The following is a 14,404-nucleotide window of genomic DNA, read 5'->3' on the forward strand; positions in this document are numbered from 1 at the left end:
GCACCCGCGATACTGCCGCGCCGTCAGCCCGCCCGCCACGTCGCGAGCACCGCGTCGACGTCGTCGCGGATCCGCGCTCGGGCGTCCTCGCGGGCGACCCCGGCCATCAGCAGCGCGTCGTAGGGCGTGTCCTCGTGCCGGATCGACGCGATGACGGCCGCGACGAGTGCCCGTTCCTCCAGCTCCCGGCCGGCGGCGCTGCGCCCGACCCGCCCGCTGCCCCGCACCGCCGTGTGCTCGGCGCTCGCACGCGCCCGCTCGGGTGGACAACCGGGGAACAGGCTGCCGATCTCGGCAGCCATCCGTGCCGTGAGCTCGACGTCGCCTGCGGCGCGGCGCACGCGGTCGCGTTCGCGCTGCCGCAGCCGCACCTCCTCGTCGGCGAGGCACGACGCCTCGGCCGCCCGCAGCGCCGGCTCCTCGACGAGGATCCCCTGCCGCTCGTAGCGCTTGCGGGAGCGGCTGAAGCGCACGACGACGGCCGAGAGGCCGCTCGCCTTCTTCGCGCGCCGCGTCAGCGTGGCGTCGCCGGCGGGAAGGAACTCCAGCATGTCGAGATCGGCGCAGGTCAGGCACAGCGCGCCGGCGTCCTCCATCACGAGGAGGTCTCCGGTGCCGCCGCACACCGCGCAGGTGAACTCCTTGAGCGGCATGATCACGAGCAGCTCCGGCGGCTTGCTCGCCTTCGCCACCGCCTTCTCCTGCTGCGCGGGCGGCAGGTCCCCCGACACCCAGTGCGTGCGCAGCAGCCGCTCGAGGTCTGCGTCGCCGTCCGGGGTGAACTGCAGCGGCTTGCGGTCGCGATGCGCGGAGACGTAGGCGATCTCGGTGGCCTTCAGGCCGCGTTCGGCCGCCCAGTCCGAGATGGTGGCGAGGACACCGCGCAGCTTCTCCTCGCCCACCTGGCCCAGCGGCGGCAGGTAGGGCGTGCGGCCGTGTTTCCAGTGGTCGAGGTGGTTGTCGTTGATCCACCGCAGCCCGCACAGGACATCGAGTGCGGAGACGGCCTTCGCGTCGGTGAGGAACCGCTCCGCCGCGGCGAGTGCACGCTGGTTGGGTGACGACGGCATGCCTCCATGATGCCCATCAGACCAGCAGCCGCTCCACCCCGTCCCGGCACGCCGCCCACGCGGGCGTCGACGGGTCGATCACCGCGAAGTGGTCGACGCCGTCCAGGGTGATCAGCTCTGCTGCCGACCCGGCGGCGGCGACGAACCGCTCGCTCTGCCGGATCGGGACGTTGCGATCGGCCGTGCCGTGCACGCAGATCACACGCACGCCGAGCGGCAGCCGGGCGATCGGCGAGGCGATCGCGTACCGCTCCGAGACGGCGGTGGGCTCGCCACCCAGCAGGTCCTGCATCGCACCGGCCCCGACGCTGCGCTCCGCGCCGTCGACGAGGTCGAGCACCCCGGCCTGGCTGACGGCCCCGTGCAGCCGCACCACCGGCGCGGCGCCGGGCACACCCGCCGGGAGGCCGGGCCGCGCCGCGAGCCAGGCGGCGAGGTGTCCGCCTGCCGAATGCCCCAGCGCCACCACCCGGTCCAGCGGCAGCCGCCCGCCCGCCGCCTCCTGGACGGGCCCGGCGAGCAGGTCGACGGCCGCGGCGACGTCGTCGAACGTGGCCGTCCACCCGCCGTCGCCGCCGACGCGGCGGTACTCGATGTTCCACGCCGCGAGCCCGGCGTTCGCGAGGTCGGTGGCGAGCGGGCGGCCCAGCTCCAGCCCGTACTGCTGGCGCCAGAAGCCGCCGTGGATCACCACCACGACACCGCGCACCGGGCCGTCGCCCGCGGGCAACGTCAGCTCCCCGAACTGGCTGGGATGCCCGCCATAGGGGAGGCGCCGAGGCTCCGCGACCCCCGGTGCGGGCGCGACCGCGGCGGCGCAGGCCGTCAGCGCGGGCAGCGCGAGGACGGCGGCACCGAGGTGGAGCGCGTGGCGGAAGACGCTGCGGCGGGTCACGATCCCGATCATCTCAGGTACAGGCACGTCTCACGTTCGCAGCGCGGACGCCGTCGGATCGGCAGCGGCCCGCGCCCGCTGCGCCCACCAGGTCAGCCCGGCCGCCTCCGCGCGCTCGACGACCGTGGCGAAGTGCGCGGCGGCCCGCCCCGGCTCGCCCAGCGCGGCCGCGAGCAGGCCGAGGAACCAGTCGGCGGGCCCGCCGTCGATCGAGCCGTTGGCGACGACGAAACCCGCCGAGGGCGCGAGCGCGTCGTACGCGCTGCGCCGGGTCACCTCGTCTCCCACGGCGGCCGCCGCGGCGGCGCGCAGGCACGTGGCCACCGAGCGCATCCAGTCGTCGGGGATGTCGGGCCAGGCGCGCCCGACGGCCTGGCGCCGGGCCCGGCCGGCGTCGCCCCTGGCCACCAGCATCAGCAGCTCGGCGTCGTGCGCGATCGCGGGATGGATGGTGCGGACCGCGGGCAGCAGCGGACCGACGTCGGCCATCCGGTCGCCGTGCAGGTGCAGGAACACGCGAATGGCCGCGATCAGCGGCCGCAGCGACCACCAGGCGATGGCGGCCTCCTCGTTCTCGGCCAGCAGCTGGTGGGCGGCGTCGAGGTCACCGCCCAGCGCGCTCCGGTTGAGCGTCCACGTGAGGTGCTGGACCTGTGCGAGCGGCGGCCGCAGGCGGGCGATCAGCCGCTGCGCACGCGCGGCGTGCGCGTCGGCCACCCGCACGTCGTAGCCCTGCACCCCGGCGACCATGAGCATGAGGTGACCGACGAGCGCGAGGCCGGGCAGCCGGTGGTCGTGGTCGAGCTCGCGCAGCGCCTCGCCGATCCCGCGCAGCTCGTCGTGCAGCGCCGCCCCGCGCAGGTCGACGGACGCGGCGAGGTAGCAGGAGACCAGGCTGTAGCCCACGAGCCGGGGGTCGTCGAGCTTGCGGGCGAGCGTCAGCGCCTCGGCCGCGATGGCCGAGCGGTGCGGGTCGGCGAGGTAGGCCAGCTCGTTGGCCAGGGTGGCGAGCAGCCGGCAGCGCACGGCGTCGGGGACCGCGGGCTCGGCCAGCGCCTCCTCGATGCGCGCGACCATGCCGAGGTCGGCTCGGTCGTAATGGCGCAGCACCCAGATGGACGGGAGGTCCAGCGCCACCAGCGCGGCGTGGCGCCGTCCCGGGTCACCGGTCTCGTCCGCCGCCAGTATCGCCGCGGTCCGTGACTCGTCCGCGCCGATGGCGTCGCCCGCGTCGAGCTGGGCCCGGACCAGCGACAGCAGCAGGTCCACGCGCGTGACCGGGTCGGCGGCCACGATCCGGGCGTGCGCGTCCAGCGCCGCCCGCCACCAGCGCACGGCGTCGTCGTAGGCGAGCCGGCCGGTGGCCTCGGCGGCGGCGGCCGCGGCCCAGCGCAGCGTCGCCACCGGGGCACCGGCCGCCGCGGCGTGCGCGGCGAGCGCGGACACGTCCGGCAGCGTGCGCTGCTCCAGTACCGCGACGATCCGCCCGTGCAGCCGCGCCCGGTGCATCGGTGGGAGGTCGCCGTAGAGCGTCTCGCGCACCAGGTCGTGGGCGAACACCAGTCCACCCGCCGGGATCTGCACCAGCACCCCGGCCAGCGCGGCGTCGTCGAGCGCGGCGTGCACCTGCGCGTCGGAGAGCTCTCCCACCGCGGCCAGCAGCGGCGGGTCCACCGGCTGCGCGTGGACCGCCGCGACCTGCAGGACGTGCCGGGTGCGGTCGGGCAGCCGGGCGAGCCGGGCCCGCAGCAGCGCGGCCGCCCCGGCGGGCACGTCCGGCGCGCCCGCCGAGCGCAGCATCTCGTGCAGCAGGAACGGGTTGCCGCCGGAACGACGCGCGAGCACGGCCGGGTCGAGAGCGGCATCGCCCACGAGTACCGCGACGTCGCGCTCGGTCAGTCCCGTGAGGGGCAGCGCCACCGCGCCGTGGCGGGCCAGCCGGCCCGCGGTGTCGGCGAGCAGCGGGCTGCCCTCCCCCGGCCGGGCCGTGGCGAGCACGAGCAACCGCGCGTCGCGGGCGAGACCGGACAGGTCGGCGAGCAGCCGCAGCGTCTCGTTGTCGGCCCACTGCAGGTCGTCGAGCACGACGGCGAGCGGCGCCCGCTCGCTCACCGTGGCCAGGTAGCGGGCCACGGCGTGGTGCTGGCGGAACCGGGCCTCCCCGGCTTCGACCTCGCCCGTGGCACTCCCCGGCGCCCCCATCGGCGCGCCGCTGAGCCTGCCCAGCTCCGCCGGCAGCGGATGCACGGAGCGCAGTGCGTCGAGCACCTCGATCCACGGCCACAGCGCGGGCGCTCCCGACGACTCGTGGCAGCGCCCCCAGACGACCCGCCAGCCCGTGGCCGCCAGCGCCTCGACGCCCGCCTCGGCGAGCCGGGTCTTGCCGATGCCGGCCTCACCCGAGAGGACCACGATCCCCGGGCGCGCCGTGGCGGCCGCCGCAGCGATGGCGGCGAGCTCGCGGTCGCGGCCCACCAGCGGGTCGGGGCAGGCCACGACGGCCGGGGCCGGGCGGACCGGCTCGGGCGGCGCGTCGAGCGTGCTGGACTGGGCCAGCACGGCAGCCTCCGTCTCGCGCAGCGCCGGTCCGGGTTCCACGCCGAGCTCGGCGGCCAGGCGGCGCCGGACCGCGCTCAGCGTCGCAAGGGCGTCGCCCTGGCGACCGCTGCGGTAGTAGGCCACCGCGAGCAGCCTTGCTGGACCCTCACGCAGCGGGTGCTCGGCGACGAGCGCCTCCAGCGCGGGGATCGGCAACGGGGCGCCGGCCGTCGCGATCGCCGCGGCCATCCGCTGCTCGCGCGCCACGAGGTGCAGCTCCTGCAGTCGGGTGATCTCGGCCTGCAACCAGGGCTCGTCGGCGAGGTCGGCGAACGGGGTGGGTCCCCACCACAGCCCGAGCGCCTCGTCGAGCACCGCCATGGCGGCATCGGGATCACCCGCACCGAGCCCGGCCAGCCCGGCGTCGACGAGCGACTCGAACCGCTGCGCGTCGGACGTGACGGCCAGCGCGTACCCGGGTGGCCTGCTGATCAGCACCGTGGCCGGCGCGCGGGGCGGCCGGTCGGGCTCCAGCACGCGCCGCAGCCGCGCGACCTGCACCTGCAGGACCTGGGGCGCGCCCGCGGGCGGATCCCCGCCCCAGAGGTCCTCCACGATCCGGTCGGCCGCCACCACCGCTCCGCGGGCCAGCAGCAACCGGGCGAGCACGGCCCGGCGGCGCGGGCCGCCGATCTCACACCGGATGCCGTCGCGCCACACCTCCACGGGGCCGAGCACGCGGAAGTCCATGCGCTGACAGTAGATCGTGCAAGCGCCGTGAAAGCCGTCGACAAGGCGCGCGGTCGATCGTGGTGGCAGCACCCGAACCAGGAGATGATCAGCTGTGACCAGCACGCACACCGACACCTCGCTCTGGACCCAGGACGCCACCACCCTCGCCGCCCGGATCGCCGCGAAGGAGATCACCGCCACCGAGGTGGTGCAGGCCCACCTGGACCGCATCGCCGCCGTCGATCCGGCGCTCGGCGCCACCACGTCCGTGCTCGCCGAGAGCGCGCTCGCCGCTGCCGCCGCTGCCGACCGCGCGACGGCGCCACGGGGACCGCTGCACGGCGTCCCGATCACGATCAAGGACCAGTTCGACGTGGCCGGCAGCCCCACCACCTGGGGTGTGGCCGCGTTCGCCGGCGCTATCGCCCCGCAGGACGCGCCCGCCGTGGCCGCGCTGCGCCGCGCCGGTGCCATCCCGATCGCCCGTACGAACATGCCCGACTTCGCCACCCGCTGGCACACCGACAACGACCTCAACGGCCCGACGCTCAACCCGTGGGACCCGGCCCGCAGCCCCGGTGGTTCCAGCGGGGGCGACGCGGTGGCCGTCGCCACCGGGATGACCCCGCTGGGACTGGGCGGCGACTACGGCGGCTCGCTGCGGCTGCCGGCGGCGTTCTGCGGGGTGGCGTCGCTGCGGGCGACGCCCGGCCGGATCGCCGGGGCCAGCAGCCTGCCCGGCCCGGCGCCGTCGCTGACGATCCAGCTGTTCTCCGCCCCCGGGCCGCTGGCCCGCACGGTCCGGGATCTCGAGCTGGCGTACGGCGCCATGCTCGGCGCCGATCCGCGCGACCCGAACTGGATCCCCGCGAGCGACGTGCCGGCCGGCAGCGAGCTGCCGCCCGTCGCCGTCGTGACGGACCCGGGCGGCGACGGTGTCGACCCGGAGGTCCGCGCGGCAGTGCTGCGGGCCGCCGACGTGCTCGCCCGCGCCGGTCACCCCGTCACCGAGGTGGATCCGCCGCAGCTGCGCGAGGCGTCCATGGAGTTCGGCAGGCTGCTGTCCACGGAGGTGGCGGCGCTGCGGCTCGACGGCATCCGCGCGTTGGGCAGCGCGGGGCTGGTCGCCTTCATGGACAGCGTGCTCGAGGTGTTCCCGCCGCTGGACCTCACCGGCTACGCCACGGCGCTGGCCGAGCGGGTCGCGCTGCGGGCGGTGTGGTCGCAGTTCCTGACCCGGTACCCGATCGTGCTCGGGCCGGTGTCGACGCAGCTGCCGTGGCTCGCCGGCTTCGACGTCGGTGGTGTCGCCGCCGTACGGACCATGAACGATGCGCACCGGCTCACCGTCGTGGCCAACTACCTCGCGCTGCCCGCGGTGACCGTGCCGGCGGGGTTGTCGGCGAGCGGGCTCCCGATCGGCGCGCAGCTGATCACCGCGCCGTTCACCGAGCGCCGCGCGCTCGCGGCTGCCGCGCGGGTCGAGGAGAGTGGCTGCGGGGCGCCCACGCCGATCGATCCCCGGGCGTGACGGGTACGCCACGTCGCGGTGGGCGTGGGGGGACGGCCACCGCGACGTGGCTCCGCCGGACGAGGGGGACTCTCCGGCGGCCCCGACGGGTGCAAGCACCCGACGGTCTCCTCCGGCCTGACCGCTGCCGGAACAAGAGAACAATAACGTTCAATTACCACTTTGTGCGCCGGGGATCACCCGGATGACGGCGTCCGGACGGCGTGTCCCAGCCGACCGGCCGAGCCGAGCACCAACTAAACCGGATCAGCTCCACCGGCTGGTCAGCGCGCCGAGCGCCCCGAGCGCCACTGCGGCGGCCGTCGAGGCACGCAGCACCTCGGCGCCCATGCGGACCGGGCGGGCCCCCGCCGCGGCGAGCTCGGCGAGCTCGGTGTCGCTGATCCCGCCCTCCGGGCCGACCACGAGCAGCAGGTCACCCGCCGCCGGCAGCACGACATCGGTGAGCCGGTCGGTGGCGCCCTCGTGCAGTACCAGCGCCCCCGCCGCCGCTGTGACCAGCCGGGCCAGCGCGGCCGTCGACACCGGCCCGTCGACGGGCGGCAGCCAGGGCCGGCGCGCCTGCTTGGCCGCCTCGCGCACGGTGCTGCGCCAGCGGGCGAGCGCCTTCTCCCCGCGCGGGCCGTCGTCCCAGCGGGCCACGCACCGCGCCGCGCGCCACGGCACGATCGCGTCGACCCCGGCCTCGGTGGCCATCTCGACGGCCAGCTCGCCACGATCGCCCTTCACCAGCGCCTGCGCCAGCACCACGCGGGGCGACGGCGGGGCGAGGACCGTGCGGTCGAGCACGCGCAGCTCGACGGTGTCGCGCCCGGCGGCGGTGACCTCGGCGCGCACCAGCCCGCCCCGGCCGTCGGCGAGCAGGACCTCCTCGCCGCTGCGGATCCGCTTCACCGTGGCGGCGTGGCGGCCCTCCGGCCCGTCCAGCACGGCGCGCTCGCCGCCGGGCAGCTCGTCGACCAGGAACAGCGGCGCGGTGCTCACCCGCTGATCCTCCCGTGCGGGCGGCGGTAGCGTGCGCCGGGTGCAGGAGATGGTCGGCACCCGTCCGCTCGACCTCGACGCGATGGCGGGCACCTGGTACGTCGTGCGCACCAGCCTGCCGTTCTGGCGCACGCGCACCGACCCCCGCATCACCTACCGGCGGCTGGCGAACGGCACGGTCGACGACCTCGTCGAGTACACCAACGGCCGCGGCCGGGCCGGGCGGGTGCACGGCGTCGACACCCCCGACGCCGCGGTGCCGCGGATCTTCCACTGGCGCGGCACCGGCCCCACCAGGCTGCTGACCAGCGACTGGGCCCTGGTCGCCAACGACGAGCGCTACGCGGGGTGGGCCGTCACGTACTTCGGACGCACGCTGTTCACCCCGGCCGGGATGGACGTCTACGCGCGGCAGCCCCATCCGGGAGCCGAGGTGGTGGCCGCGGCGCTCGCGGCCCTGCCCGACCACCCGGCGCTGGCCGAGCAGGCAGGGCGGCTGTTCGTGCCGCACCACACTTGACCGCGCCAACCGGTTGGTCACGGTGCCGATGGCGGGACGTCGGCGCGGTGGCCATCACGTTGGCGCGGTCGACGCTCGGACGGCTGCAAGGTGGCCCTCCTGACATCTGACGTCAGCAGGGTGGCCTTCCTGACGTGCGGCGCCGGCCCCGCAGCCCCCACCCACCCACCCGACTGCAGCATGGTGGCCATCCAAGCGTCAGATCGCAGGATGGCCACCATGCTGCGATCCCGCAGCCGCGCCCGGCCACACCGCGCCAACCCATCGGCCACGGCGCCGATGCCGTGACGTTGGCGCGGTGGCCATCACGTTGGCGCCGCCGGCGCGAGGACGTCAGGAGGGCGTCCTTCCTGACGCCCAACGTCAGCAGGGCGTCCCTCCTGACGTGCGGGGCCGGCCCCCAGCAGCGTCAGGACTCCACCGCGCCGACCCGCTGGCCACCTCGCCGACGTCGTGACGTCGGCGCGGTGGCTACCCGGTTGGCGCGGTGGCGCTCAGCGGCCGAACGAATCCCGCAGCCGGGAGAACAGGCCGTGGCCGTTGCGGCTGCTGCTCGCCAGATCGGGCTGCTCCTCGCCCCGGATCTCCGCGAGCTGGCGCAGCAGCTCGGTCTGGCGGGCGTCGAGGCGGGTGGGGACCATGACGTCGACGTGCACCATCAGGTCGCCGTGCCCGTCGACGCGGCCGGTGGAGCGCAGCCGGGGCATGCCCTTGCCGCGCAGCGTGCGGACCGTGCCGGTCTGCGTGCCGGGCTCGACGTGCAGCTCCTCCACCCCGTCGAGGGTGGGCAGCGGCAGCGTGGTGCCCAGCGCGGCCGCGGTCATCGGCAGCTGCACGGTGCAGTGCAGGTCGGCGCCGTCGCGCGTGAACAGCTCGTGCGGCTCCTCCTCGACCTCCACGTAGAGGTCGCCCGCGGGGCCACCACCGGGGCCGACCTCACCCTGGCTGGCCAGCCGCACCCGCATGCCGTCGGCCACACCCGGGGGGATCCGGACGCCGACGTTGCGGCGCGAGCGGACCCGGCCGTCGCCGCCGCACTGGTGGCACGGCTCCGGGATGACCTCGCCGAAACCACGGCACTTCGGGCACGGGCGCGACGTGACGACCTGGCCGAGGAACGAGCGCTGGACGCTCTGGACCTCGCCGCGACCGTTGCAGATGTCACACATCGCCGGAGCGCTCCCGGGCGCGCAGCCCGAGCCGGTGCACTCGGTGCACAGCACCGCCGTATCGACGGCCAGATCGCGGGTGACGCCCTCGGCGCAGTCCTCCAGCGTGAGCTGCATGCGGATCAGCGCGTCGGCGCCGGGCTGCACGCGGCTGCGCGGTCCGCGCCCGCGACCGCCGGACTGGCCGCCGAAGAACGCGTCCATGATGTCGCCGAGGCCGAACGAGCTGAACTGATCCCCGCCGCCGCCCCCGCCGTTGCCGAGGGGATCGCCACCGAGGTCGACGATGCGTCGCTTCTCGGGGTCGGACAGCACCTCGTAGGCGGCGCTGACCTCGGCGAAGCGCTCCTGCGCCGCCTCGTCCGGATTCACGTCGGGGTGCAGCTCGCGCGCGAGCTTGCGGTAGGCCCGCTTGATCTCGTCGGCACCCGCATCCGGCGAAACGCCGAGGATCCCGTAGTAGTCCCGTGCCACCTGCGCGTTCCCCATGGTCCTTCTCGCTCAGTAGTTCGTCGAAAACGGTGTTCGATCCGGGTGAAGAGACGACTATCGCCCCGCCAGGATCTCACCCACGTACCGGGCGACGGCATGCACCGCCGCCATGGAGCCCGGATAGTCCATCCGGGTGGGCCCGACAACGCCCATCCCACCCAACACGGTGCCCGCGCCGTAGCCGATGGACAAAACAGACGTGTTGCGCATCTCCTCGGCCTCGTTCTCCTCGCCGATGCGCACCGTGACCGTGCCCGGATCCTGCGCCGACGCCAGCAGCTTCAGCACCACCACCTGCTCCTCCAGCGCCTCCAGCACCTGGCGCAGCGACCCCGGGAAGTCGGCTGCGTTGCGCGTGAGGTTGCCGGTGCCGCCCAGTACGAGGCGCTCCTCGGGATGCTCGACGAGCGTCTCGATGAGCACCATCGACAGCATGGTGACGACGTCGGTGAGCGGTGCGGGCGCGATGCCGGGCAGGTCGGCCACCGCCACCGCGGCCGCCGAGAGCGGCCTGCCGACTAGCGCGGTGTTGACGAGCGTGCGGATCTGGGCGACGTCGTCGTCGGAGAGGACCTGGCCGAGGTCGACCACGCGCTGATCCACGCGACCGCTGTCGGTGATGAGCACCAGCATCAGGCGGGCGGGGGTCAGCGCGACGACCTCGCAGTGCCGCACGGTGGAGCGGGTGAGTGTGGGGTACTGCACCACGGCCACCTGGCGCGTGAGCTGAGCCAGCAGACGAACGCTGCGGCGCAGCACGTCGTCGAGGTCGACCGCGCCGTCGAGGAACGCCTCGAGTGCGCGACGCTCGGCCGAGGACAGCGGCTTGACCTGCGTCAACCTGTCGACGAACAGCCGGTAGCCCTTGTCGGTGGGGATGCGGCCCGCGCTGGTGTGGGGCTGGGCGATCAGCCCGTCCTCCTCCAGCACCGCCATGTCGTTGCGGACCGTGGCGCTGGAGACCCCCAGGTTGTGGCGCTCGACGATCACCTTCGAGCCGACGGGTTCCTGGGTGGAGACGTAGTCGGCCACGATCGCGCGAAGTACGGCGAATCGACGCTCGTCGGCGTTCACGCATCCCCTCCCTGCCGGCTGTCATTCACCAGTCTAGGTGCTCTGCACGGGTGCGGCCTGCATGCAGGATGGGGACGTGCAGATCCGGATGGGGACACTGCAGGGCATCGCCGACGGCACCGTCACACTGGCGTTCCGCCGTTGGGAGCAACCGCGCGTCCGCGCCGGTGGCACCCAGCGCACGTCGGTGGGCGTGGTGGAGTTCACGTCCGTCGAGCCCGTCGACGAGGCCGAGCTCACCGAGGCCGAGGCGCACGCTGCCGGGTACGCCGACCTCCCCGCGCTGCGCGCCGCGCAGGTGGGCGACCGGCAGCTCTACCGCGTGACGGTCCGGCTGGCCGGACCCGACCCGCGGGTGGCGCTGCGCGGTCGGTCGCGGCTCTCGGCAGGCGCGCACGCCGAGATCGCCGCGCGCCTCGACCGTCTCGACCGCGCGTCGCGACGCGGGCCGTGGACGGCCACGGTGCTGGACCTGATCGCGGCCAACCCCGGTGTCCGCGCACCCGACCTGGCCGAACGGCTGGGGCTCGAGACGCTCCCGTTCAAACGCGACGTGCGCAAGCTCAAGGAGCTGGGGCTCACCGAGAGCCTCGAGATCGGCTACCGGCTCTCGCCCCGCGGCCGGGCGTACCGGCGGCTCACAGATCAACTGTCACGGTAGGTGCGTGGCCGCCCACCGGTTCAGCAGGCGCTGGCTGCTCGTCGCGGCGGGCGCAGCGGGGCTGGTCGGCGCGAGCGCGGTCACGCTGCCGGCCGCCGCGATCGGCCCCGTCGATCCCGCCGCGCTGCGCGACCGCATCCTGGGTTCCGACCCGCCCTACGTGGGACTCGCCGAGAGCACCGGACGGCTGGGGCTGCCGCAGATCCCGCAGCTGGAGTCGATGATCGCGCTGCTGACCGGCACCACGCGCGTCCGGGCGTACGTGGCGGGCGCGCAGCGCTGGCGCGCCGACGAGATCAACCCGGCAGGCGAGCGCGACACCTACCACCTGGGCGGCGTCGAGTTCGTCTGGGACTTCGGGGCCAACCAGCTCACCAGCGTGCTCGGCCAGGCGCCCGTCCGGCTGCTGCGTGCGGGCGACATGCTGCCGCCCGACCTCGCGCGGCGGCTGCTGCAGCTGGCCCCGACCGATACGGTCACCGCGCTGCCGCCGCGTCGCATCGCCGGGCGCACCGGCGCCGGGCTGCGGCTGACCCCCGCCGACCCGGACACCCTCATCGGGCCCATCGACGTGTGGGCCGACCCGGTCACGGCGCTGCCGCTGCGGGTCGAGGTGTCGGCGCGCACCGGGGCACCGCTGCTGACCACGGAGTTCCTCGAGATCTCCGACGGGCCGCCCGCCGAGGCGGCACTCGTGCCGCCACGGCCCGTCGGCGCGGGCATCGTGACCAGCAACGCCGCCGACCTGGGTGGCGCGCTGCGCGTGCTCAACCCGCCGCCGCCACCCGACCGGCTCGCCGGGCGCGACCGGCGGCCCAACCCCGAGGGCACCGTCGACCTGCCGGGTGTCGGCGTCTACGGCTCGGGGCTGGCCGGGTTCGTGCTGATCCCCGCCAACCGCGACATCGCCGAGCGCGCCATCGACGGGGCGACGGTCGCCGGCGGCGTCGCCATCGCAGTGTCGGCGCCACTGCGGGCCGCGCGCGTGGCCACGCCGCTGCTGTCGGTGGCCGCACGGTCCCGCGGCCGCAGCGGTGAGCTGCTGGTCGGGTCGGTGGCACCGGAGGTGCTGGAGCAGGCGGTGCTGGAGCTGCCGGTGCGGCGGCGGCCCTGAGGTGACCCTCGAACGCTGTGCTGACGCTGCGCGCAGCCGGCCCCCTCAGGTCTGCCCACGTCGGGTCTGCCCACGTCGGGTCTGCCCACGTCACGGAGTTCCTCGTGAATCGCTCATTCCTGCGCAGCTGCCTGCGCGGCCTGCTCGTCGTCGCCGGTGCGGTGGTGGGGTGGATCGGGCTCGCCAGCTGCTGTCCGCCCCGACCCAGGCCGCGACCTGCCCTGCAGGGCAGGTGCTCGTGCAGTGCCAACCCGCGCCGGTGCCGGCGACCTCGGGTGGGTCCAGCGAGTCCATCAGCCCGTTCACCAAGAACCCCCGCACGAGCCCGGCATCCGCGGTCCGCGGGCCCGTCGCGATCCCCGACGCGCGGACGGTCACCCGGCCTGCCACCAGCCGGTCGGCTCCGCGAGCTCGGCGGGTGCGGTGCGCCGCGGCGCACCGAGGGTCGAGCACGGCGCGCGCCCGCAGCGTAGGCAGGCGAAGCGACTTCGACATCTCCGTCGTCAGCCCGACGTTGTGGCAACGTGTACTCGACGCGGGGATCCCACGGCGCGGATCAGGCACCCGGACCGCTCCGATCGGTGGCCCGGACAGCGGAGCCGGCGAGCAGCTGGGGCTGAGCCGGATCGCCGCGGACCTGTCGGCGAAGGAGAGGCGCGAGGTCTCGTTCATGATCTTCCGAAGCCATGAGGACGTGCGGGCGCGTCCCGGCGGCGCCGTCCAGTGGCCACCCCGATGAAGATCATCGAGACTTACGGGAGCCGCGGCCGCGACGTCGAGGACCTGATGCCCGAGCTGGCCCGGCTCCTCGCGGTCGAGCTCGTGGCGCGGCAGAGCGACTTCTGGGGCGAGTACTACACCTGGGACGGCCCTGGCGACGAGTGGATCTCGATCAAGCCGAACGTCACCGACGAGGACGGCGACCTCACCGAGGCCGACTTCCCCGATCACATCGCCTTCGTCACCGTCGTGGACCGCCGGCAGCCCCCGGTCGACACCCTGGCCGCCGTGCGGTCGATGGCCGGGCTCGAGCACCTGCGCTCGCAGCAGTTCTGAGCCGATGCCCGTGCCCGAGATCTACGTCAGCACCGACGTCGAGGCCGACGGTCCGATCCCGGGCCCGCACTCGATGCTGAGCTTCGGGTCGGCCGCGTTCCGGGCCGACGCCACGCTCGTCGCGACGTTCACGGCCACCCTCGAGACCCTGCCCGGCGCCGCCGCGGATCCGACCACCGCGCGCTGGTGGGAGCGGCACCCCGAGGCGCTGGCCGCGGCGACGCTCGATCCGCAGCCGCCCGCCGAGGTGATGGAGCGCTACGTCACCTGGCTCGACGCCCTGCCCGGCCGGCCGGTCTTCGTGGGCTATCCCGCGGCCTACGACTTCATGTTCGTGTACTGGTACCTGATCCGCTTCGCCGGTCGCAGCCCGTTCTCGCACTCCGCGCTCGACATCAAGACCTACGCGATGGCGCTGCTCGGCACGGAGTATCGCAACTCCACCAAACGGCAGATGCCGGCGGCGTGGTTCGGGTCGCAGCGCCACAACCACCACGCGCTCGACGACGCCATCGAGCAGGGAGAGCTCTTCTGCGCCATGCGGGCCACACATCGGACGTGACATCGT

The 14,404-nt window shown here is 74.9% G+C and carries 12 protein-coding genes; 6 read left to right on the forward strand and 6 right to left on the reverse strand.

Annotated elements, in window-relative coordinates; translation table 11 throughout:
• Window positions 1-23: 23 nt before the first annotated feature.
• The 3 genes from ACFPFQ_RS01475 to ACFPFQ_RS01485 are packed head-to-tail and all read right to left on the reverse strand — an operon-like array spanning window position 24 to window position 5,253.
• Window positions 24-1,070: a DUF2293 domain-containing protein gene (locus ACFPFQ_RS01475; RefSeq protein ID WP_379613878.1), complete on the reverse strand. Its 1,047-nt coding sequence runs from the start codon at window positions 1,068-1,070 to the stop codon at window positions 24-26.
• A gap of 16 nt (window positions 1,071-1,086) precedes the next feature.
• Window positions 1,087-1,965 (reverse strand): alpha/beta hydrolase family protein, encoded by an 879-nt coding sequence (locus ACFPFQ_RS01480; RefSeq protein WP_379613880.1) that lies wholly within the window; start codon window positions 1,963-1,965, stop codon window positions 1,087-1,089.
• Window positions 1,966-1,995: 30 nt separating this feature from the next.
• Window positions 1,996-5,253, reverse strand: a complete 3,258-nt coding sequence (locus tag ACFPFQ_RS01485) for a BTAD domain-containing putative transcriptional regulator (protein ID WP_379613882.1) — start codon at window positions 5,251-5,253, stop codon at window positions 1,996-1,998.
• 94 nt (window positions 5,254-5,347) lie between these two features.
• Here ACFPFQ_RS01485 and ACFPFQ_RS01490 point away from each other — a divergent pair, with 94 nt between their 5' ends.
• Window positions 5,348-6,766 (forward strand): amidase, encoded by a 1,419-nt coding sequence (locus tag ACFPFQ_RS01490; RefSeq protein ID WP_379613884.1) that lies wholly within the window; start codon window positions 5,348-5,350, stop codon window positions 6,764-6,766.
• Between the two features lie 246 nt (window positions 6,767-7,012).
• On the opposite strand, the gene ACFPFQ_RS01495 is transcribed toward ACFPFQ_RS01490, so the two are convergent.
• Window positions 7,013-7,750: a 16S rRNA (uracil(1498)-N(3))-methyltransferase gene (locus ACFPFQ_RS01495; protein ID WP_379613886.1), complete on the reverse strand. Its 738-nt coding sequence runs from the start codon at window positions 7,748-7,750 to the stop codon at window positions 7,013-7,015.
• A gap of 40 nt (window positions 7,751-7,790) precedes the next feature.
• Between ACFPFQ_RS01495 and ACFPFQ_RS01500 the strand changes: the two genes are divergently transcribed.
• A complete protein-coding gene (locus ACFPFQ_RS01500) occupies window positions 7,791-8,270 on the forward strand; it encodes a hypothetical protein (RefSeq protein ID WP_379613888.1) in 480 nt (159 codons plus the stop codon).
• Between the two features lie 494 nt (window positions 8,271-8,764).
• Here ACFPFQ_RS01500 and dnaJ read toward each other — a convergent pair whose 3' ends face one another.
• Complete coding sequence (gene dnaJ, locus ACFPFQ_RS01505) at window positions 8,765-9,913, reverse strand: molecular chaperone DnaJ (RefSeq protein ID WP_379614317.1); 1,149 nt, start codon at window positions 9,911-9,913, stop codon at window positions 8,765-8,767.
• A 72-nt stretch (window positions 9,914-9,985) separates the two neighbouring features.
• Window positions 9,986-11,005: a heat-inducible transcriptional repressor HrcA gene (gene hrcA, locus ACFPFQ_RS01510; RefSeq protein WP_379613890.1), complete on the reverse strand. Its 1,020-nt coding sequence runs from the start codon at window positions 11,003-11,005 to the stop codon at window positions 9,986-9,988.
• Window positions 11,006-11,066: 61 nt separating this feature from the next.
• Here hrcA and ACFPFQ_RS01515 point away from each other — a divergent pair, with 61 nt between their 5' ends.
• The 4 genes from ACFPFQ_RS01515 to ACFPFQ_RS01530 all read left to right on the forward strand — a co-directional run bounded on the left by ACFPFQ_RS01515 (window position 11,067) and on the right by ACFPFQ_RS01530 (window position 14,398).
• Window positions 11,067-11,666, forward strand: a complete 600-nt coding sequence (locus ACFPFQ_RS01515; RefSeq protein ID WP_379613892.1) for a hypothetical protein — start codon at window positions 11,067-11,069, stop codon at window positions 11,664-11,666.
• A 4-nt stretch (window positions 11,667-11,670) separates the two neighbouring features.
• Complete coding sequence (locus ACFPFQ_RS01520; protein WP_379613894.1) at window positions 11,671-12,780, forward strand: sigma-E factor regulatory protein RseB domain-containing protein; 1,110 nt, start codon at window positions 11,671-11,673, stop codon at window positions 12,778-12,780.
• 735 nt (window positions 12,781-13,515) lie between these two features.
• A complete protein-coding gene (locus ACFPFQ_RS01525) occupies window positions 13,516-13,836 on the forward strand; it encodes a hypothetical protein (protein ID WP_379613896.1) in 321 nt (106 codons plus the stop codon).
• A gap of 4 nt (window positions 13,837-13,840) precedes the next feature.
• Window positions 13,841-14,398, forward strand: coding sequence for a 3'-5' exoribonuclease domain-containing protein (locus ACFPFQ_RS01530; protein ID WP_379613898.1), 558 nt, complete (start codon window positions 13,841-13,843; stop codon window positions 14,396-14,398).
• Window positions 14,399-14,404: the final 6 nt, after the last annotated feature.

This window comes from Pseudonocardia sp. GCM10023141, from assembly GCF_042653605.1.